Source organism: Kitasatospora sp. NBC_01300 (genome assembly GCF_041435235.1).
Lineage (GTDB): Bacteria > Actinomycetota > Actinomycetes > Streptomycetales > Streptomycetaceae > Kitasatospora.
The window spans coordinates 7,298,256-7,318,425 of sequence record NZ_CP108408.1; the positions used below are offsets into that span (position 1 = coordinate 7,298,256).

At 74.8% G+C, this 20,170-nt stretch carries 21 protein-coding genes and 1 pseudogene; 16 read left to right on the forward strand and 6 right to left on the reverse strand.

What is annotated here, in order from left to right; all coding sequences use genetic code 11:
- Window positions 1–90: 90 nt before the first annotated feature.
- The 8 genes from OG556_RS31495 (at window position 91) to OG556_RS31530 (ending at window position 6,586) form a co-directional block, all read left to right on the forward strand.
- On the forward strand, window positions 91–1,191 hold the full coding sequence (locus OG556_RS31495) for a calcium:proton antiporter (RefSeq protein ID WP_371522125.1): 1,101 nt from the start codon (window positions 91–93) through the stop codon (window positions 1,189–1,191).
- Window positions 1,192–1,582: 391 nt separating this feature from the next.
- Window positions 1,583–2,905 carry a geranylgeranyl reductase family protein gene (locus OG556_RS31500; protein WP_371522126.1) on the forward strand — a complete coding sequence of 441 codons (1,323 nt, stop codon included), beginning with the start codon at window positions 1,583–1,585 and terminating at the stop codon, window positions 2,903–2,905.
- Between the two features lie 254 nt (window positions 2,906–3,159).
- Window positions 3,160–3,873 carry a TNT domain-containing protein gene (locus OG556_RS31505; protein ID WP_371522128.1) on the forward strand — a complete coding sequence of 238 codons (714 nt, stop codon included), beginning with the start codon at window positions 3,160–3,162 and terminating at the stop codon, window positions 3,871–3,873.
- A gap of 117 nt (window positions 3,874–3,990) precedes the next feature.
- Entirely contained in the window at window positions 3,991–4,593 is a 603-nt protein-coding gene (locus OG556_RS31510) for a GNAT family N-acetyltransferase (RefSeq protein WP_371522130.1), read from the forward strand.
- A gap of 140 nt (window positions 4,594–4,733) precedes the next feature.
- On the forward strand, window positions 4,734–5,201 hold the full coding sequence (locus OG556_RS31515) for an HAD family hydrolase (protein WP_371522132.1): 468 nt from the start codon (window positions 4,734–4,736) through the stop codon (window positions 5,199–5,201).
- Window positions 5,202–5,267: 66 nt separating this feature from the next.
- On the forward strand, window positions 5,268–5,693 hold the full coding sequence (locus tag OG556_RS31520) for a hypothetical protein (protein ID WP_371522134.1): 426 nt from the start codon (window positions 5,268–5,270) through the stop codon (window positions 5,691–5,693).
- Window positions 5,693–5,998, forward strand: a complete 306-nt coding sequence (locus tag OG556_RS31525; protein WP_371522136.1) for a PRC-barrel domain containing protein — start codon at window positions 5,693–5,695, stop codon at window positions 5,996–5,998. Before OG556_RS31520 ends, OG556_RS31525 begins: the two co-directional genes overlap by 1 nt.
- Window positions 5,999–6,001: 3 nt before the next feature.
- Entirely contained in the window at window positions 6,002–6,586 is a 585-nt protein-coding gene (locus OG556_RS31530; RefSeq protein ID WP_371522138.1) for a type 1 glutamine amidotransferase domain-containing protein, read from the forward strand.
- Window positions 6,587–6,646: 60 nt separating this feature from the next.
- Here OG556_RS31530 and OG556_RS31535 read toward each other — a convergent pair whose 3' ends face one another.
- The 4 genes and pseudogenes from OG556_RS31535 to OG556_RS31550 form a co-directional block, all read right to left on the reverse strand.
- On the reverse strand, window positions 6,647–7,501 hold the full coding sequence (locus OG556_RS31535) for a DNA ligase (RefSeq protein WP_371522996.1): 855 nt from the start codon (window positions 7,499–7,501) through the stop codon (window positions 6,647–6,649).
- Between the two features lie 75 nt (window positions 7,502–7,576).
- Window positions 7,577–8,455: pseudogene (ligD, locus tag OG556_RS31540) on the reverse strand (non-homologous end-joining DNA ligase); the annotation flags it as partial.
- A gap of 100 nt (window positions 8,456–8,555) precedes the next feature.
- Window positions 8,556–8,987 (reverse strand): VOC family protein, encoded by a 432-nt coding sequence (locus OG556_RS31545; protein WP_371522140.1) that lies wholly within the window; start codon window positions 8,985–8,987, stop codon window positions 8,556–8,558.
- A gap of 31 nt (window positions 8,988–9,018) precedes the next feature.
- Complete coding sequence (locus OG556_RS31550; protein WP_371522142.1) at window positions 9,019–9,933, reverse strand: helix-turn-helix domain-containing protein; 915 nt, start codon at window positions 9,931–9,933, stop codon at window positions 9,019–9,021.
- A gap of 206 nt (window positions 9,934–10,139) precedes the next feature.
- On the opposite strand from OG556_RS31550, the gene OG556_RS31555 reads away from it, so the two are divergent.
- Window positions 10,140–10,730 carry a pyridoxamine 5'-phosphate oxidase family protein gene (locus OG556_RS31555; RefSeq protein WP_371522144.1) on the forward strand — a complete coding sequence of 197 codons (591 nt, stop codon included), beginning with the start codon at window positions 10,140–10,142 and terminating at the stop codon, window positions 10,728–10,730.
- 18 nt (window positions 10,731–10,748) lie between these two features.
- Here OG556_RS31555 and OG556_RS31560 read toward each other — a convergent pair whose 3' ends face one another.
- Entirely contained in the window at window positions 10,749–11,108 is a 360-nt protein-coding gene (locus OG556_RS31560; RefSeq protein WP_371522146.1) for a hypothetical protein, read from the reverse strand.
- 234 nt (window positions 11,109–11,342) lie between these two features.
- On the opposite strand from OG556_RS31560, the gene OG556_RS31565 reads away from it, so the two are divergent.
- The gene (locus OG556_RS31565; RefSeq protein WP_371522148.1) at window positions 11,343–12,284 is read left to right on the forward strand and encodes a hypothetical protein; all 942 of its coding nucleotides are present in this window, start codon (window positions 11,343–11,345) and stop codon (window positions 12,282–12,284) included.
- A 149-nt stretch (window positions 12,285–12,433) separates the two neighbouring features.
- Here the strand turns inward: OG556_RS31565 and OG556_RS31570 are convergent, their stop codons facing one another.
- On the reverse strand, window positions 12,434–12,829 hold the full coding sequence (locus tag OG556_RS31570) for a transglycosylase family protein (protein ID WP_363617297.1): 396 nt from the start codon (window positions 12,827–12,829) through the stop codon (window positions 12,434–12,436).
- 475 nt (window positions 12,830–13,304) lie between these two features.
- Between OG556_RS31570 and OG556_RS31575 the strand changes: the two genes are divergently transcribed.
- The 6 genes from OG556_RS31575 (at window position 13,305) to OG556_RS31600 (ending at window position 20,141) form a co-directional block, all read left to right on the forward strand.
- On the forward strand, window positions 13,305–13,826 hold the full coding sequence (locus OG556_RS31575; RefSeq protein ID WP_371522150.1) for a universal stress protein: 522 nt from the start codon (window positions 13,305–13,307) through the stop codon (window positions 13,824–13,826).
- A 54-nt stretch (window positions 13,827–13,880) separates the two neighbouring features.
- Entirely contained in the window at window positions 13,881–15,335 is a 1,455-nt protein-coding gene (locus tag OG556_RS31580; protein ID WP_371522152.1) for a PLP-dependent aminotransferase family protein, read from the forward strand.
- 221 nt (window positions 15,336–15,556) lie between these two features.
- Complete coding sequence (locus OG556_RS31585) at window positions 15,557–16,069, forward strand: hypothetical protein (RefSeq protein WP_363587458.1); 513 nt, start codon at window positions 15,557–15,559, stop codon at window positions 16,067–16,069.
- A gap of 580 nt (window positions 16,070–16,649) precedes the next feature.
- Entirely contained in the window at window positions 16,650–18,059 is a 1,410-nt protein-coding gene (locus OG556_RS31590; RefSeq protein WP_371522155.1) for a family 2B encapsulin nanocompartment shell protein, read from the forward strand.
- 215 nt (window positions 18,060–18,274) lie between these two features.
- The gene (locus tag OG556_RS31595) at window positions 18,275–19,249 is read left to right on the forward strand and encodes a hypothetical protein (protein WP_371522157.1); all 975 of its coding nucleotides are present in this window, start codon (window positions 18,275–18,277) and stop codon (window positions 19,247–19,249) included.
- Window positions 19,250–19,370: 121 nt separating this feature from the next.
- Complete coding sequence (locus tag OG556_RS31600) at window positions 19,371–20,141, forward strand: DUF4239 domain-containing protein (protein ID WP_063350621.1); 771 nt, start codon at window positions 19,371–19,373, stop codon at window positions 20,139–20,141.
- The last annotated feature ends 29 nt before the right edge of the window (window positions 20,142–20,170 follow it).

Here is a 20,170-nt window from a genome sequence, read left to right on the forward strand (position 1 = left end):
CGGGCAAAACGGGATGACTTGTACCACATCCCTACGTATCCCGGCGCGGGCAACCGGGTGGGCGGCCCCCGGTCTGGGATGCTCGGCGGCATGATCACGAAGCTCCGCGCGGCCACCGCGCAATGGACCGTCGTCGTTCCGGTGGTGTCGTTCGTCGTCCTCGCCCTGACCTGGCACCGGGACCTGCCCGGTTGGGTGGTGGGCGTCGTCGCCTGCTTCCTGGCCGGCGCCGTGCTCGCCGCCGTGCACCACGCAGAGGTGATCGCGCACCGGGTCGGGGAACCCTTCGGATCGCTCGTGCTCGCGGTCGCGGTCACCGTGATCGAGGTCGCGCTGATCGTGACGCTGATGGCCGACGGCGGCTCCAAGTCCGCCACCCTGGCCCGGGACACCGTGTTCGCCGCCGTGATGATCACCTGCAACGGCATCCTCGGCCTGTCCATCCTGGTCGCCGCGATCAAGTACCGGACCGCCGTCTTCAACGCCGAGGGCACCGGCGCCGCGCTCGCCTGCATCGGCACCCTCGCCACCCTCAGCCTGGTGCTGCCGACCTTCACCACCAGCTCCCCGGGCCCGCAGTTCTCCACCACCCAGCTGGTCTTCGCGGCCACCGCCTCGATCGTGCTGTACGGGCTGTTCGTGACCACCCTGACCTTCCGGCACCGGGACTACTTCCTGCCGGTCACCCCCGAGGGCCGGGTGCTCGACGAGGAGGACCACGCCGCTCCGCCGACCGCCAAGGCCGCCTGGATCAGCCTGCTGCTGCTCGGCGTCGCCCTGGTCTCCGTGGTCGGCCTCGCCAAGGGCGTCTCGCCGACCATCGAGCACGCCGTGGACGAAGCCGGACTGCCGCACTCCGTCGTCGGCGTCGTGATCGCCCTGCTCGTCCTGCTGCCGGAGACCATCGCGGCGCTGCGAGCGGCGCTGAGCAACCGGGTGCAGACCAGCCTCAACCTGGCCCTCGGCTCGGCGCTCGCCAGCATCGGCCTGACCATCCCGGCCGTCGCGATCGCCTCCTACTGGCTCCCCGGCCCGCTCGACCTCGGCCTCGGCCCGGCGCACATGGTGCTGCTGACCCTGACCATCGTGCTCGGCACCCTGACGGTCATCCCGCGCCGGGCCACCCCGCTCCAGGGCGCCGTGCACCTCTCCGTGCTGGCCGCCTACGTGGTGCTGGCGCTCAACCCCTGACGCCGCCGCAGCAGTTCCACGGAGCCCCTGCCGTCCGACACCGCCGTCGGAGGCAGGGGCTCCGTCGTCTTCCGGGGGCGGGTGCCGGACGGCGGCCCGCCGACGGGCCGGGCCCCGTCGCCGGCGCGGTGGTCAACGGCGGGTTCCGACCCGGCGGGTGACCGCGCAGCCGCTGCGGTGGCCGATATTGACCGGTCATCGGAGCGGGCCCGCGTGTCGGGGCGGCGGGCGGGTGCCGTGGTTCTCTATCGTCCGTCTCGGACCGCCGCGTCCGGCCGCGTCCGGATGGCCCCGTCCGAACGAACCTGTCCGAATGACCCTGCCCGGGTCCGTCCGGGGCCCCTGCGGCCCCGTCGGGCCCGCAGTCGATCCGACCCCGTGGGAGTGCGTGATGCCCGGCCCAGAGCAGCAGGTGCCCGCAGACGGCGGCCGGGCCCCCCGGCCCGCCCGGACCGAGGAGAGCGCCGACGTCATCGTGGTCGGCGCAGGCCCGGCCGGCTCCACCGCCGCCTACCACCTCGCCCGCACCGGCCTGGACGTCCTGCTGCTGGAGAAGTCCGCGTTCCCGCGCGAGAAGGTCTGCGGCGACGGCCTCACCCCGCGCGCCACCAAGCAGTTGGTGGACATGGGCATCGACGTCTCCGAGCAGGCCGGCTGGCTGCACAACCAGGGGCTGCGGCTGATCTCGGGCCGGCGCGCGCTGGAGTTCGACTGGCCCGAGCTGTCCGCCTACCCCGGCCACGGACTCGTCCGCCGGCGCGCCGACTTCGACGAACTGCTCGCCCGCCGGGCCGCTTCGGCCGGCGCCCGGTTGATCGAACGGGCCAACGTGGCAGGCCCGTTGGTGGACGAGCGGAGCGGCCGGATCACCGGCGTCACCGCGAAGCTCGGCGACGAGCGCCGTCCCGTCAGCTACCAGGCGCCGGTCGTGGTCGCCGCCGACGGCAACTCCACCCGCCTCTCCGTCGCGATGAAGCGCTACCGCCGCACCGACCGGGCCATGGGCGTCGCCTACCGCACCTACTTCACCACCCCCCGCCACCAGGACCGCTACCTGGAGGCCTGGCTCGACCTGCGCGACCCGGGCGACCCCGCCCGCCGCCTGCTGCCCGGCTACGCCTGGGTGTTCGGCATGGGCGACGGCACCGCCAACGTCGGCCTCGGGGTCCTCGACACCGCCCACGTCGACCTCGACTGGCGCGACCTGCTCCGCCGCTGGTGCGACAACCTGCCGCCCGCGTACGGCTACACCCCCGACGCCGTCACCGATCCCGTCCGCGGCTCCGCCCTCCCGATGGGCCTCAACCGTCAACCCCACTACGCCGACGGCCTGTTGCTCGTCGGTGACGCCGGCGGCACGGTCAGCCCCGGCACCGGCGAAGGCATCGCCTACGCGATGGAATCCGGCCGCTACGCCGCCGAGACCATCGTCCAGGCGCTCGCCCGGCGCACCGACCGCGGACGCGAACTGGCCCTGCGCGCCTACCCGCAGGCGCTGCGCTCCGCCTACGCCGGCTACTTCGCGCTCGGCCGCCTCGCCGCCGACCTGCTCGGCCGGCCCAAGCTGCTCGGCGCGGCCGGCGCCGCCGGGCTCGGCCACCCGGCGCTGCTGAAGGTGGCGTTCCGGCTCATGGTCAACCTCACCGAGCCCAACTCCAAGGACGCCCTCGACCGGCTGCTCCACCTGGTCGGGCGGGTCGCGCCGGGGCGCTGACGGGGCGCTGGGGGGCACTGGCGGGGGCGCTGGCAGGGCCGGCCGTCCGGACGGTCCGGCCGGTGCCGAACCCTTCATTCTTCCGGGTGAACCGGTCCGACGTCCGGGGGTTGGCCGGAACCGGAGGATTCGGTGCGCCTTCGGCCAAGTCGTGTTGACGGATGATCAGCTGATCCGCTTGCCTGGTGCCGAAACGGACACGGAGGGTGAGCAGGACGCCCCCTCCGTGCCACCCCCCTCACGACGGAGACACCGTGCGCCTTCGCCTTCGCCTGCTCGTCGCGCCACTCGCCGCGGCCGCCGCCCTGCTCGCCCCGAGCATCCCGGCCGCAGCGGCCGACACCTCCACGGCAGGCACCTCCACCGCAGGCACCTCCACCGCGGGCGCCTCCGCCCGGGCCGCCACGCCCGCCGACGAGTGCTCCGCCGACTTCTACCAGGGTGACAAGCGGCTCGGCCCCGCCGACCTGCCCACCACCGGCCGGGTCGGCAGGGAACTCGTCGGCTACCAGCGCACCGGCTCCCTGAGCGAGCAGAAGTTCCTCACCACCTACTACGACCCGGCCGGCAACAACGGCGCCGGCGGCTGGATCTACCCGCCGTCCGACGGCTACGTCACCCTGCCCGACGGCACCCCGGTCGAGTTCGACCTCACGCTCTACCCGAACCAGAACATCGACCGCTACGGCAGCGAGTACGGCGCCTTCCTCGCCCCCGAGGGACTGCCCTACTCCACCCGCTCCATCCCGCCGCAGAGCCTCGACGGCACCCCGCCGGCGGGCTGCAACTACCACGACTACAAGGTGGTCAAGCCCTTCAAGGTGCACGCCGGCCCGATCGCCCCGTGGTTCGGCCAGCCCGGCTGGGGCCTGCAGTACCAGCTCGACGCGGCCCTGGTGCCCGGCGGCCCGGCCAAGTTGAACGTGCTCTGGCTGGTCGACAACGGGTACCTGTCCCGGATCGTCTGATCCGGCCGTCCGGGCGGCGCACGGCGGGCCCGCCGTGCGCCGCCCCGCTCACCGGCCCGCTCACCGGCCGGGGAAATTCGCTGGCGGGCACCGGAGCGGGCGGGATAGGAAGGCCGGATGAGCACTCCCGAGACCTCCGCCGAGCGACGCGTCCTGCGGCCCGCCACCCTCGACCTGGGCGACGTCGCGCTGCGCCCCTGGGGCAGGGCCCTCGACGTGCCCGGCGGCACCGTCCCCGCCCTGGTGGCGGCCGCGGCCGACCCGGAGATCGCCCGCTGGAACCCGCTGCGCATCGCCGACCCGGCCGGCGCCGAGGCCTACCTCGACCGCTGCGACACCGGCTGGGCCGAGGGGAGCGCGGCCGCCTTCGCGATCACCGACGCCCTCGACGGGGCCCTCCACGGCAACGCCTTCCTGGGCTGGAGCAACCAGTCGGACGGCATCGCCACGGTCGGCTACTGGCTGCTCCCCACCGCCCGCGGCCGGGGCATCGCCACCCGCGCCGTCACCGCCGTCACCCGCTGGGCCGTCGCCACCGCCGACGCCCGCCGCATCGAGCTCTGGCACGCGGTCGGCAACGAGGCCTCCTGTCGCGTCGCCGACCGCGGCGGCTTCCGCCACGAGGGCACCACCCGGGCCTCCTACCGCTACGGCGGCGACGGCGACTACGTCGACGAGCACCTCCACGCCCGCCTCTCCACCGACCCGGACGCCGGGTAGCCGGGTTCGCCGACCGGCCGCCGAGCGGGTCCTCCCGGTGCCGGGAAACCGGTGGGCCGCAGGCTGCGCGCACGGCGGGGGAGCGGCCTAACCTGGAAGGGCGCGTACGGTGCGCGGCCCGGGAAGGGAAACGGTCGGCCATGACGGTGATCTCGGCGGCTCTCTTCGGTACCGATTGGCGCCCTGCGCCGCCCGGTTCCGCCGAACTGCTGCGCGAGTGCGCCGCCCGGGGCTGGACGGTCGTGCTGACCGGGCCCGGGCCGGGCGGGGCACCGGCCCTGACCGTGACCGCCCCCGGGCGTGACCCGGTGCGGGCCGCGCTGGAACTGGTCGGCGGCACACCGCCGCACGCCGTGGCGGTGGCCGGCAGCGTGCGCGAGGTGCTGGCGGCGCGGCGGGCCGGGGTGCCGTGCGTCGCCCTGGCGGCCGGTGCGGACGCCGGCCCCGAGCTGCGGGCGGCGGGCGCGGTCGAGGTCCACCGCGACGCCGACGCCCTGCTGCGCGTGCTGGACGACAGCCTGCTGGCCCGTCCCCGGGCCTTCGGCCCCGTGGGCGCCGCCGCCGGCGCCGCACCACACGCCGTAACCGGCGGCCCCCTGAGCGGTTAGCGCCTGCCCGTACCGGGCAACCGCCCGGGTGCGAGCACGTCACCGGAAGTGTCGGAGGTGACCGAGATGGACGGACCCGCGTTGAGCGGATGGGAGCGACGGCTCCTTGAGGAGATCGAGTCCGATCTGCGCCAGGACACGCGCCTCGACCGGAAGTTGAGCACGATGGGCGCCAAGTCGCCGAGCCGGGTCCGGCGCGTGCTGCGCGGCGTCGGGCGCCGCCTGTCCGCCGGGGTGGTGCTGACCGCCCTGGTGATGTCCGCGATCTGCCTCAGCATCGGCGTGCGGACCCCGACCACCGCGGTGCTGACCGCCCTCGGGCTGGTGTGGGCGGCCTCGGTGGCGGCGGCGATCGCCACCTCGGCGCTGCTGCGCCGCCGGGCCGCGGGCCGGGACCAGGCTTCGGGCCGGGACCGGGGCGAACGCCGTGCCGAACCCCCCGACCGGGACGAGCGCCGCGAACGCCGCCCCTGGGACCAACCGGAGGCGTGATGACCACCGACCTGTGGGAGTACCGTCCGGGCCCCCACCATGCTGCCGACCTGAACCTGACCGGGTACGAGGTGCAGGCCACCGACGGCCCGCTCGGCCGGGTCGAACAGGACACCGGGGACCACCTGCTGGTCGATGCCGGGCCCTGGGTGGCGGGCACCCGGCTGTCCGTCCCGGTCGGCGTGGTGTCGCGGATCGACCACCTGGAGCTGGCCGTTCACCTGGACTGCCCGCGCGCCCGGCTCAGCCCCGCCCCGCCCGCCGCCGTCGCCCTGGGCTCCGCCTGCGATCCGCACCGGTGCTGAGCCGTGGGCTGGCCGTCCACCACGCTCACCGGCCGGACGATCGCCTTCCTGGTCGCGCCGTACGGGGCGGAGCAGGTCGAGCTGACCTCGCCGTGGCAGGCGGTGGCCGAGTCCGGCGGCACCCCGCGGTTGCTGTCCACCGGGCCCGGCCGCGTCCAGGCCGTCCGACACCGGGCCCCGGGCGACACCTTCGCCGTCGACCTCCTCGTCGCCGGGGCGCGGCCGGCCGCCTTCGACGGCCTGGTCCTGCCCGGCGGCGTCGCGAGCCCCGACGCGCTGCGGCTGGACGAGGCCGCGGTGGTCTTCGTCCGCGCCTACTGCGCCTCCGGCCGCCCGGTCGCCGCGATCTGCCACGCAGCCTGGACCCTGATCGAGGCCGACGCCGTCCGCGGCCGCACCCTCACCTCCTGGCCGAGCCTGCGCACCGACCTGCGCAACGCCGGAGCCCACTGGGTGGACGAGGAGGTGCACGTCTGCCGCGCCGGCCCCGGCCCCCTCGTCACCAGCCGCCGACCCGCCGACCTGCCGGTCTTCAACGACACCCTGGTCACCGAGTTCGTCCACGCGGCGAAGCGGCGGAAGGGGTGAACCCGCCTCCCGCCCAGTGGAGTTCCGGGTCGGCCGAGGCCCGAGGTACACAGGGGGCGGTCAGTCGCCGCGCAGCCGGACGAAGGTGGCGACGGGCGGGCGGCCGGTGAGGGTCACTTCGGCGCGGAGCGGGCCGGTGAGGGGGTGGACCGGGCCGTGCTCGGGATCGGTGACGGGCGGGCCGGCGAGGGGAGCGACTGCCTCGGCGACCTCGCGGGCCTGGACCGGGGTGAGCCGGGGAGCGCTGAGGAGCACCCGGCCGTCGTCGAGTTCGAGGACGAGGGCGCGCGGACGGGAGGCCGGACCGGTGAAGGCGCGGACGGTGGCGTCGAAGGTGTCGCTGCGGCGGTACTTGACCCAGGCGCGGCCGGCGCCGCGCGGGCGGTAGGGGGAGCCGGCGGCCTTGCAGACCAGGCCCTCGACGCCGGTGTCGGCGAGGCCGGTCATCCAGTCCAGCGCCTCCGTCCGGTCGGTGGTGGCCAGCACCGGCTGGATCGGCGGCGGGACGTCGGCCAGGGCGGCGAGCAGCAGTCGGCGGCGGTCGGTGAGCGGCAGCCGGCGCAGGTCGCGGCCCGGCAGGGCGAGCAGGTCGAAGGCGATCAGGCCGAGGACGACGTCCGGGGCGGCGGCCCGGGCCCGGCGGGTGCGCAGCAGTTCCCCGAAGGCGAACCGGCCGGCCCGCCAGGCGACGAGTTCGGCGTCCAGCACCAGCCCTTCGGGCAGCCGGGCGACGGCGGCGGCGATCGGCGGGAACTCGGGGGCGAGGTCGCGGCCGGTGCGGGACTGCAGGACGGGCGGGCGGGCGCCGCGGGCGAAGGCGACACAGCGGAAGCCGTCCAGCTTCAGTTCGTACTGCACGCCCGCGCCGCCCAGGCCGTCGGCGGGCGGGACGGCGGTGACGGCGGCGGGGCGCATCACCTCGACGGGCGGGTGGAGCACCTGGCGGGGCTGTTCCTGGCGGGGCGCCTCCTGCCGGGTCGCCGGGCCGGCGGGGAGCGGCCGGGCCTGCTCCGGGTCCAGCAGCGGGGCGAACAGGTCGCCGTGGGCGGCGAGGCGCTCCGGCACCTCGGCGAGGGTGAACACCAGGTCGTCCGCCGTGCCGGCGCGCTCCAGCTCGGCCCAGGTCAGCGGGGTGGAGACCGTGGGCAGCGGCCGGGCCCGGAGGGTGTACGGCGCGGCGGTGGTCTTCCTGGCGTTGTTCTGCGACCAGTCGACCAGCACCCGGCCGGCCCGCCGGGCCTTCGCCATGGTGTGCACCACCAGCTCCGGGTGGTCGCCCTCCAACGCGGCGGCGAGCGCCTTCGCGTACGCCGAGACCCGGGCGCTGGGGGTGGGCTCGATCGGGACCAGCAGGTGCAGGCCCTTGGAGCCGGAGGTCTTCACCCAGGCCGCCAGGCCGTCCGCCGCGAGCCGCTCGCGCAGCAGGACGGCGACGGCGCGGCAGGTGAGGACGGACGCGCCCGCACCGGGGTCGAGGTCCAGGACGAGGCGGTCGGCGAGCCCGGGCGCGGCCGCGTGCCACTGCGGGACGTGCAGTTCCAGACAGCCCAGGTTGGCGGCCCAGAGCAGCGCGGCGCCGTCGTCCAGGACCACCTGGCGCAGGTCGCCGCCGCTGCTCGGCACCTCGACGGTGCGCACCCAGCGCGGGGTGCCGGCCGGCGGGTTCTTGGCGACGAACACCTCGGCCTCCACGCCGTCCGGGCAGCGCAGGAAGGAGACCGGGCGGTCGCGCAGGTGGGGGAGCAGGGCGCCGTGCACGGCGGCGTAGTAGCGCAGCACCTCGCCCTTGAGGGTGCCGGTGCGCGGGTAGTACACCTTGTCGAGGTGGGAGAGCGCGAGGGTGCGCCCGTCCACCGTGAGCTGGGGCATGGGTGCTCCCCGGAGCCTGGGTGGGCCTGTGCGTGGCCCCCGCAGCCAGTCTGCCCGGGCGGCGGCGGGGGCGCAGCCGGTCCGCCGGCGCCGGGGCCCCCTACCCCCGTGCGGGGGCGGCGGGCCGCGGCGCACCCCGGTAGGTGCCGAAGTACCACTGGTTGCCCTCCGGGTCGGCGGCGGCGAAGTCGCGCGAGCCGTAGTCCGTCTCGGTGAGCGCGGTGGTGATCCGGGCCCCGGCGGCGACGGCGCGGTCGTGCACGCCGTCCGGGTCCGCGGTGACCACGTAGGCGGTGAAACCGCCCGGCCGGCCCGGGCAGGGCGCGCCGCCCTCGGGCGTCTCCCGGTCGGAGCCCAGCATCACGCCGCCGCCCTCCGGCCAGGCCAGTTCGGCGTGGGCGACGAACTCGCCCTCACCGTAGGCGACGACCTCCTGGAAGCCGAAGGCGTCGACCAGGAAGCGGATCAGGGCCCGGGCGTCGGTGGCGCGCAGGCTGGGCCAGACCTGCGGGGCGGGGGCGGTGCCGTCCATGGCTGTCTCCTCGGGGGGGGGCTCGGGTTGCTTACGCTTCCCACTCTGCGGCCGTCGCACCCGCCCCGCCTTGGACGTTTCGGAACTTCGCCTCCTCCGGCCCCTCCGCCGCCAGCCACGCGCTCGGCGCCGCCCCGGCCAGGGCGCGGAACTCCCGGGCCAGGTGCGCCTGGTCGAAGTAGCCGCAGCGGACGGCCAGGTCGCCGAGTCGGGGCGGCGGCGAGGCGGCCAGCAGGTGGCGGGCCCGGTCGAAGCGGATCACCCGGGCGGCGGCCTTCGGCGTCAGACCGGTCTCCCGGCGGAACCGCTCCTGGAGGTGCCGGGTGCTCCAGCCGGTCTCCCGGGCCAGCGCCGCCACCGGCAGGGCGCCGTTGCTGCGCCGCAGCGCCCGCCAGGCCCAGCCGACCTCCGGCGGCACCTGCCCGGACGGGCGGGCGGCCCGCAGCAGCGTCCCGTCCAGCACGGCGAAGCGCTCGGACCAGGTGCGCGCGCACTGCAACTGCTCCTGGAGGCGCGGGCCGAGCCGCCCCATCACCTCCTCCGCCGGGAGGTCGATCCCGGCCAGCTCGCCGGCGGGCAGCCCGAACAGCGCCCGGGCGGCCAACGGGTGCACGGCGATCTGCACGCCGGACTGCCGGCCGTCGTGGGTGATCAGCGCCGGGCCGGTGTGCAGGCCGCCGAGCAGTGTCGGGTAACTGCCGGGCGGCTGGGCCGGGTCGGGGTGCCCGGCGATCACCAGCGGCTCGTCGAGGGTGAGGATGAACGTCAGGTACGGGGACGGCAGGCCGCGGTGCAGGGCGGGCGGGATGCCGCGCTGGCGGTACCCGGAGTACCAGGCCACGTACGGGCGCAGCGCGGGTGCGGGCCGGGCGCGGACGGCTTCGTCGATCAGGCCGGCGTCGGTGTCTGCGCCGGCTGGGGACGTCTCGGGGGTTTCCGTCGTCACGTTCCCAGTATCGGCCGCCCGGGCCCGGCCGGTCCCCCGTACCGGCCGGGCCCTTCGAGGGTGCCGCACGGCGGGGGCGGGTGTCTTGGACAAACGCGCACCGGGGCCGCCGAGTTCGGCCGCCCTGCGGGCGTCCCGGTGAAGCAGCCGTCTCGCCCAGTGGATCATCCTTTCTTGCCAGGCGAGATGGGCGCACACTGGTGGGCATGGGAAAGCAGTACGAGAGCATCGACGGCAGGCTGCGGGAGTTCATCGAACGGCAGCCCGTCTACTTCGTCGCGACCGCGCCCCTCTCCACCGACGGGCACGTCAACGTCTCGCCCAAGGGCCGCTCCGGCACGCTCGTGGTGATCGACGAACTCACCCTCGCCTACCTGGACTTCGGCGGATCCACCGCCGAGACGGTCGCCCACCTGCGGGAGAACGGCCGGATCACGCTGATGTGGTGCGCCTTCGACGGCCCGCCGACCGTGGTGCGGGTGCACGGCCGGGGCGAGCCGGTGTTCCGTGACGACCCGCGCTTCGCCGGGCTGTTGGGCCTCTTCGACCCTGCCGCCGACGGTTCGGGGCTGCGCGCGATCGTGCTGGTGCGGGCCGAACGGGTCAGCGACTCCTGCGGGTTCGCCGTCCCGCTGATGGACTACCGCGCCGACCGCGAGCTGCACGCGCAGTTCTTCGGCCGCAAGGACGAGGAGGAGTTCAGCACCTACTGCGAGGGCAAGCAGTACGTCGGCACCAGCATCGACGGCCTTCCTGCTCTCCCGCTGCCGCTCCCGCCCCGGCCGGACAGGTCGTAGCGGACCGTCAGGCCGACGCTACGGGCAGGGTTCCTCGACGCGCATCGCCGTCAGGCCGATCGCCTGCCCGGTCAGCACCTCGCCGGCCGCCGGGCTCTGCCCGCACACCCGCCACTCCCACTGCACCACCACGACCCGCCCCCGCGGATCGGCGTCCCGCACGCTGACCGGGTACCAGAGGGGCAGCAGCGCCCGTGCCGCCAGGACGGTCTGGCCCCGCAGCTCGGGCATCGGCGGGTGGGGCGGGCTGGGCGCGGGGATCGCGTAGCCGGGCCGGTCGTCCGGCGGCAGCGTGCGGCCGGGATCGGTGTGCGGATCGCAGGCGGCCAGCCCGAGCGAGGCCACGAGCACGAGCAGGGTCCAGGTGCGGCGGCGCATGGTCCCCCCGATGGAATTCGCCTACGGTCCCGGCGAACCGACCGTACCTGCCGTGCGGTGCGCCGGGTCGGTTCGTGACCGGCTCGCGGCCGGACCGTCGCCACCTCGGTACGCGTCGGGCTCCGGCCGGGGCCCCGGGGAAGCTCGTGGCGGAGCGGAACGGCGCCGCCGGCCTCGCTACGGACGGCAGTCATCCGATTGCCCTGAGTGTCGGATGGGGGGAGCGTGATGGTCATGATACGAACCCTGCGTGCGACCGCCCTGGCCGCGCTCTCCGTAGTCCTCGTGGCCTGGCCGGCCCAGGCCGTCACCGCCCCGCGCGCGGAGCGGTCGGCGACCGCTCGGCTGTCCGTCGAGCTCTGCCCGCCCCCGGGCCCGGTGGTCCCGGGCGAGAGCGGGATCCTGGAGGTGCGCGTCACCAACCGGGGCCCGGCGGCGACCACCGATCCGACCCTGGTGGTCGTCCATCTGCCCCCGCCGGGCGTGGTGAAGTCGGCCGACCCGCCGGTGGCGCTGACGTACTTCGGGACGGGCAGCTCCTATTCCGTCCCGGCCGGCCTGGCGCCGGGGGCCACGTCCGTGGAGCGGCTGTCGCTGTACGTCGCGCCGATCACCTCACCGTTCACCACCATCAGCGGTGACGTGCAGGCCTTCTACCCGGGCGACCCGGACCAGTCCGGCCACACCACGCCGTACAGCTTCACCACCGACGACACCCGGGCCCACTTCATGGTCGGCGCCTCCTCCGCCTGGCAGGCCGGGCACCCGGTGCCGCAGCCGGGCGACCTCACCGGCGCACCCGGGGCCACCATCCACCTGCCGCTGTGGGTGTACAACGCGGGTCCGTCGTACTCGACCCACCCGATCGACGTGCGGATCACCGTGCCGGAGCACACCACGCTGACCAGCCCGACGCCGTCCGACTGCACGGCCACCGGGCCGCGGACCCTGACCTGCCACTACGGGGTCGGGCCGCGCTACCAGGACGCGATCTTCATCGACCCGGCCGTGGTGATCGATCCGGCGACGACCGCGGGCCAGGTGCTGCCCGGCGGGACGCTGGACGTCTCCGGGCGGGAGGACTGCCCCTCGCCCGACTGGCACACCGACTTCTCGGTGACGGTGGTGGCCGGCGGCCCGCCCGGCGGCGGTCCGGAGCGGGCCCCGGTGCGGTAGTCCGACTCGCTCGACCGCCGTCCGCGGGCGCGGCCCGCAGGCCGGCGCGTGCGGTCGGCCGCAGCGGGCGGGAACGCGACGACGCCGCCGCACCCGGGGAGGGTGCGGCGGCGTCGGGGGCCCGGGACAGGCGGGCCGGGGGGTGGGGGCTACTTGCCCAGGCCGGCCTTGACCGAGCAGATCGGCCAGGCGCCGGGGCCCTGGGCGGCGAGGACCTTCTCGCCGATGGCGATCTGCTGCTCCTTGGTGGCCTGGTGGGCCTGCGGGGCGTACGCGGTGCCACCGAAGGCGGCCCAGGTGCTGGAGGTGAACTGCAGGCCGCCGAAGAAGCCGTTGCCGGAGTTGACGGCCCAGTTGCCGGTGGCCTCGCAGGAGGCGACCTTGTCCCAGACGGTGGCCGGCGCGGCGGAGGCGCTGGTGGCCGTGACGAGGCCGGCGACCGGCAGGGCGGTGATCGCCCCGGCCATCAGAGCCATCCGGACGCGGTTGCGGCGCTTCGGGGTGGCGGTGGTGGTGGCAGCGGCAGTCTCGTTACGGAAGGTCATGCGATTCCTTTCGGAGGAGGCTGCGAGCGCGCGGAACCAGGCCCTCGGAAGGCCGTCGGTTTCGGGGGGACACGTCACTCGCGTGGTCCGGCACCGTTCCGGTTCCGGGGCGGTGAAGCCGGCCGGAGCGGAGTGCTTGGTGCAACGGATTCGAAGGTACGGGGGCGGTTGAGGCGGTTTCAAGGATTTGGAGGTTTAGGCACGTCAGGAGGCCGTTACCGGGCGTAAGGATCAAGGAAATGACATGATTTGGCCCGATTTGCCACCATTTGCAAGATCAAACCACCCGGCGAAGTGGCCTGGGTCACGCCGAAAGCCGTGTGAGCCCGCCCACATCGTCGACAGCGCGTGACGTCCCGGCAGCCCCCGGTGGCGAAATCGCCGCACCGCCCGGCGCCCCGGGTGGCCCGCACCACAACCCTCACCGGGAGGGCCCCCTCCGCTCACGCACGGTGGCGGGCATAGCCTCGGGGCCATGAGCAACGAGAGCGATGCAGAGGACGTGGAGGCCGTCGGCGGCGCCGAGAAGCCCGGGGCGGCAGCGGCCCCCGCGGGCTTCGAACTGGGGACGGACGGGCCCAAGGTGATCCTGGCGGGGTTGGACGGCTCCGACTCCTCCTGGCGCGCCACCGCCTACGCCGCCGGGCTGGCCCGCCGCCAGGGCGCCACCCTCGCGGTCGCGTACGTCCAGCCGATCCTGGGCGCGGCCACCGCGCTGGCCGGGGCCGCGGTGGAGGAGACCACCCAGGAGATCGCGGACGAGCTGCTGTCCGCCCTCCGCGAGGCCGAGCACCACGTGAAGGAGGTGTGGCGGGTGGAATGGCGCTTCCTCACCATGCGCGGCGACCCCTATACGGGGCTGGCCAAGCTCGCGGACGAACTGCGTGCCGACGCCGTCGTGGTCGGTGCCTCCGAGCAGGCCGGGCACCGGGTGATCGGCTCGGTCGCCGTCCGCCTGGTGAAGGCGGGCCGCTGGCCGGTCACCGTGGTGCCGTAGCGCGGCCGGGCCGCCCGGCGGGGGGCCCGGCGGCGGCGGGTAGGGTGCGTGACCATGACGGAAACGCCGGGCGCGCACCCCACCGGGCCCGCCCACCCGACCGGCAGCGACCTGCACCTCGACCTCCCCGCCGTCGGGGGCCGCCGTGCCGCGCTGATGGCGGCCCTGCGCGAGGCGATCCGCAGCGGCCGGCTCGCCCCCGGCACCCGGCTGCCGCCGTACCGCGCGCTCGCCGCCGACCTCGGGCTGGCCCGCAACACCGCCGCCGAGGCGTACGCCGAACTCGTCGCGGAGGGCTGGCTGACCGCCCGTCAAGGTTCCGGCACCGCCGTCGCCGAGCGCGCCGAGCCCGTCCCGCCGAGCCCGTCCCCCCGACCCTCCACACGGCCCGGGCCCGTCCACGACCTGCGCCAGGGCCAGCCGGACGCCGCGTCCTTCCCGCGCACCGCCTGGCTGGCCGCCGCCCGCCGGGCCCTGACCGCGGCGCCCAACGAGGCCTTCGGGCCCGGCGATCCGCAGGGCCGGCGCGAACTGCGCACCGTCCTCGCCGACTACCTGGCCCGCGTCCGCGGGGTGCGCACCGACCCGGACCGGATCGTGGTCTGCTCGGGCTTCGCCCACGCGCTGCGGCTGCTGTTCGCCGGCGGGGCGCCCGCCCTGCCGCCCGAGTCGACCGGGCCGCTGGCCGTCGAGGGGTACGGGCTGGGGTTCCACCGCGGGCTGCTGGCCGCCGCCGGGGTCGCCACCGTGCCCCTTCCGGTCGACGAACACGGCGCCAGGATCGGTGGGTTGGCGCACCGTCAGGACGTCCGGACGGCCCTGCTCACCCCCGCCCACCAGTTCCCGACCGGCGGACCGCTGCACGCCGGCCGTCGCGCCGCCGTGGTCGACTGGGCGCGCGGGCGCGGCGGCCTGCTGCTGGAGGACGACTACGACGGCGAGTTCCGCTACGACCGCCAGCCGGTCGGCGCCGTCCAGGGGCTCGACCCCGAGCGGGTGGTCTACCTCGGCTCGGTCAGCAAGAGCCTGTCCCCGGCGCTGCGGCTCGGCTGGATGGTGCTGCCGGACCACCTGGTCGACCGGGTGCTCGCCGCCAAGGGCGAACGCGAGGGCTGGGCCAGCGCGTTGGACCAGCTGACCCTCGCCGAGCTGATCGACTCCGGCGGCTACGACCGGCACGTGCGGCGGATGCGCCGCCGCTACCGGGAGCGCCGCGACCAGCTGGTGGCCGCGCTGGCGGCGAGCGCCCCGCACATCGGGGTCTCCGGCGTCGCGGCCGGCCTGCACGCCGTCCTGCGGCTGGAGCCCGGGACCGAGCACGCGGTGCTCCAGGCCGCCGCCCGCCGGGGCCTGGGCCTGGACGGGCTCGCCGACTACCGGCACCCGGGGATCGGCCCGGAGGCCATGCCGACCGCGGACGGCCTGGTCGTGGGCTACGCCACGCCGCCCGACCACGCCTACCCGGCGGCGCTCGCCGCGCTCTGCGACATCCTGCCGCCGCCCGCCTGAACCGGCCGGGCCCGGTGGCGTCCGGACCGGCACCGGCCTGCCGGGCGGCCGGCTCCGGGCGGCCGTCCGGGGCGGCGGGCGAAGCATAGGGCCCCGGGCGGGGGAGTGGGGGCGGAACGCGGCCGGGGTGGTCCACGGTGTCCGCCCCCGACTCGTGCGTCGGTACGGACCGGGGCGGAGCGGGGCAACGGAACCGGTGCGGCGCCCTACGCTCCTTGGTCATGCGCAGAACACATTTGAGCCGTGTCGCCCTCGCCGCGTGCCCGGCCCTCGCCGTCGGTCTGCTCCTCTCCGCCACACCCGCCCAGGCCGACACCCCGCTGCCGTTCACGGCCGTCTCCGACCGGCAAACGACCGTCCGGGGCGGCGAGTTCACCTTGACCCTGACGCTCAGCAACCCGTACGACACGCCGATCCAGTTCGTGTACCAGAGCGTTCAGCCGACCTACCAGACCAGTCTGGAGAACGGCCTCAAGTTCACCGCCACGGCTTGCGGCACCCAGACCAACGGCTGCAGCGACAACGTCCACGGCGGGATCGCCCGGTACAACGTGCCGCTCGCCCCCGGTGCCACGAGCAGCTTCACGGTCACCTACACCGTGGCGCCGGACTCGACCTGCGGTGCGGCGACCAGGATCGACTTCTACTCCTACCTGTACTACGAGTACAAGGGGGGCGAGGCCAAGAACTCCGGCATCGTCGGCATTCCCGGCAGCCAGATCGCCTGCGCCTGACGCATCGCCCGACCGGCGCTCCCTCGCCGCTTCCCCGTCGCACCCCCACTGCGCATCCCCGATCCCCCGTCAGGTGCCGGCCGCCCCCGTCCCGGCACCTGACGGGCCGTTCGCGTGCCCGGATGCCGGTGGCGGGTCGGCGCCCGTGGTCGGGGCGCAGCCGGCCGGACCCGTTGTGCCGGCACCTGTTGACGACCCGCTCCCGCCGATGTCGTACGGGAGGTACGCCGCCTGTCCGCCGCCTGCTGCCCGCTGTCCACGCGCGGGCGCCGCCGGCGCGGGATCCGCGGTGGGGAACGGATGTTCTCGCGACCCGGGGCCCGAGCGGAATGGGACTGCTTCAGATTCACCCTATCGGGGGGTAGTCGGCCTTCCCGCGGGTCCGGTCGGGCGCTGGTGATCTAGGGTTCCCGATGGGCCGCCGGGAGACGGTGGCCGTGATCGCGATGAATCGCCAACACCCCCATCGATACGCGTGTCTGATGAGCCGTCATGGCATCAGTCGGGGTGGATCGGGGCGACCCCGTCGCCGTCCGACCCTGACCGCGTGATCCGACCAGATGAATGGAGACCCCTGCCGATGCCCGTGGACACGAGCCCGGAGACAGCGCAGGTCCCGCAGCAGTCCAGCCTCACGACAGCCGCTGCCCGCAACCTCGCCACCACGACCAAGTCCGCACCGCAGATGCAGGAGATCACCTCCCGCTGGCTGCTCAAGGTGCTCCCCTGGGTGCAGGCCGCCGGTGGCGCCTACCGTGTCAACCGACGGCTCACCTACACCGTCGGCAACGGTGTGGTCGAGTTCATCAAGACCGGCTCCCAGGTCCGGGTGATCCCCGCCGAGCTGGGTGAGCTCGCCCTGCTGCGCGGCTTCGAGGACGAGGATGTGCTGACCGCCCTCGCCGACCGCTGCGAGCAGCGCGACTTCGGCCCCGGCGAGGTGCTCACCACCCAGGGCGGGGCCGCCGACCGGATCTTCCTGATCGCGCACGGCAAGGTCAACAAGATCGGCACCGGCAAGTACGGCGACGACACCGTGGTCGGCGTGGCCGGCGACGGCGACCGCTTCGGCGACGACGCCCTGCTGAACCCGGACGCCGTCTGGGAGTTCACCGCCACGACCGCCACCGCCGGTGTCGCGCTCACGCTGACCCGCCGCGACTTCGCCGCCATCCGGGACAACTCGCCGAGCCTCCAGGAGCACCTGCTCGGGTTCCTGGCCCTGCCGCAGCAGGCCCAGAACGAGCGCGGCGAGGCCGAGATCGCCATGTCGGCCGGCCACCACGGTGAGTTCGAGCTGCCCGGCGCCTTCGTGGACTACGAGCTCAAGCCCCGCGAGTACGAGCTGAGCGTCGCGCAGACCATCCTCAAGGTCCACACCCGCGTCGCCGACCTGTACAACGAGCCGATGAACCAGATCGAGCACCAGCTCCGGCTGACCATCGAGGCGCTGCGCGAGCGCCAGGAGCACGAGCTGGTCAACAACCCGGAGTTCGGCCTGCTCAACAACGCCGACTTCGACCAGCGGATCCAGACCCACTCCGGCCCGCCCACCCCGGACGACCTGGACGAGCTGCTCAACCGCCGCCGCGACCCCGACTACCTGCTCGCCCACCCGCGCACGATCGCCGCGATCGGCCGCGAGTTCAACGCCCGCGGCCTGTACCCCCACCACGTCGACCTCGGCGGGCAGCAGGTGCCGGCCTGGCGCGGGGTGCCGATCCTGCCGTGCAACAAGATCCCGATCACCAAGGAGAACACCAGCTCCATCCTGGTGATCCGTACCGGTGAGGACAACCAGGGCGTCATCGGCCTGCACCAGAACGGCATCCCGGACGAGTACCAGCCGTCGCTGTCCGTCCGCTTCATGGGCATCGACGAGAAGGCGATCATCTCGTACCTGGTCAGCGCCTACTACTCGGCCGCGATCCTGGTGCCGGACGCGGTCGGCGTCCTGGAGAACGTCGAGATCGCGCACCGCCGCCACTGAGGACGGCCGGCGGCGGGCCCGGGCCGTAACCGGCCGGCTCGAAGATCGTTTGACCTGATGACGGACGGCCCGCCCCCGGAAGGCGGGCCGTCCGCCTGATCGTTCCTCATCACGTCTGATCGCATCTGATCACGCCTGCCCGCGTCCTCCTGCGGGCCGGGCGGATCGCCCTGTTCCGATCCCGTCCCCGGCGACCCGAGAGGTGAGTGGAGCCCATGCCGCAGCGCCGGCAGTCCCGACGGATATCGCTGGACGGCGGTGGGGGTGCGGCCTCCGGTCGGCGGACCAGGCTGATCGGCGCCGCGGTCGGCGTGGTCGCGATGTGCGCCCTCGTCGGCGGCGCCTCGGCCTCCGGTACCGAGCGCCACGGCGGGGGCCGGCAGCACGGCACGGCCGTCGACTCCTGCGTCTGCACCGCGACGGACGTGTCGGTGCAGGTCGGGCCGGGCGGGGAGGTGAACGTCGGGGTCGACGTGGACGTCCAGGTCGGCGTCACCGTCGCCCCGAAGGCCGAGGGCCCCAAGCTCCCTCGCCGGCACCACCCGTGCGGCGGGCACGGGGGCCATGACGAGGGAGACGACTGGGACCACGACGGGGACCACGACTGGGACCACGACGGGGACTGGTGGCACGGGGGTTGGTGGCACCACCACCATCACCACCCGCACCCCTGCCCGAGCCCCACGCCGACTCCGACGCCTAGCCCCACCCACACGCCCAGCCCGACGGCGACCCCGACGCCGAGTGCCACGCCGACGCCTTCGCCGACGTCGAAGCCCAGTCCGACTCCGACACCCGTCCCCACGCAGTCGCCGACCCCCGCGCCGACAACGCCGGCTCCCAGCAGGACACCTGGGCCCACCCCGCCGCCGGCGGCACCCGCGCCCCCTCCGCCGCCCGCGCCGAACCCACCCGCGCCCCCGGCGCCGGCCCCGGCGGCGCCCGCGCCCCCACCGGCCCCCAGCCCGGACGCGCCGAGCCCGGTGCGCCCGAGCCCGCTGTGGCCGACCCCGGCGGCGCAGCCCGTCTACCACGTGCGGGCGGCGCAGCCGCCGGCCCCGCTGCAGCACCACCACAACGCCCCGGCGACGACCACCATGCTGCTGGTCACCGTGCCCGCCATCCTGGCGGCGGCGGCCCTGCGCCCGGGCCGTGGACGCGGCCGTTCCGGCCGTTCCGGGCGGTCCTGACCGCCCCACCGAGGCGGTCCGCCCCGGCCCCCGGTCCGGTCCTGGAGCCCGACCTGCCCGGCCCGGGGCCGGCCTCGACACCTTTGTTCCGTCACAAGCCGAGCCAGAGAAGGGAGTTCCCATGTCCGAATGGTTGGCGTTGGCCATCGCGATGGCGGCGGCCTGTGCCGTCGTGGTGGCGGTGGTGGTGCTGCGGCACCGCCGGGTGGGCACCGAGAAGAACGTCGACGAGACCCCGGACGTCATCGACTACATCACGATGATGATCGGCGTGGTCTACGCGATCGTCCTCGGCCTCGCCCTTGCCGGTGTCTGGGAGGCGCGCGGCGCCGCCCAGGACGACCTGTTCCGGGAGGCGCAGTCGTTGCAGGAGGTGAGCGACCGGGCGGTGGTCTACCCGGCCGAGTTCCGCGACCAGGTCCGGGCCGACGTGGACGCCTACGTCTCGTACGTGGTGAAGGTCGAATGGGACTACATGCGCAAGAACGGCGAGATCTCCGACAAGGGCACCGAACTGCTGGACAAGCTGCGGGTGGACGTCGCCACCCGGCCGCCGGCCTCCGAGCTGGAGTCGCAGTCCTACCAGCCGATCATGGACCGGATCAGCCAGGCCGACGACGCCCGCAACTCGCGCGGGCAGAACGCCGGGCCGACCATGCCCGGGGTCGTCTGGTTCGGCCTGATCACCGGTGCGGTGGTGACCGTCGGCATGCTGTTCGCGCTGCAGATCCGGCGCACGCCACGGGAGTTGATCCTGGCGGGCTGCTTCAGCGCGCTGATCGCGTTCCTGCTGTTCATGATCTGGGACTTCGACGATCCGTTCGGCCGGAGCGTCTCGGTGACCACCCAGCCGTTCGTCGACCTGTTCCCCTCCCTCGGGCTGAAGGGCTGAAGGGCTGAAAAGCTGAAGGCGCTGAGCGA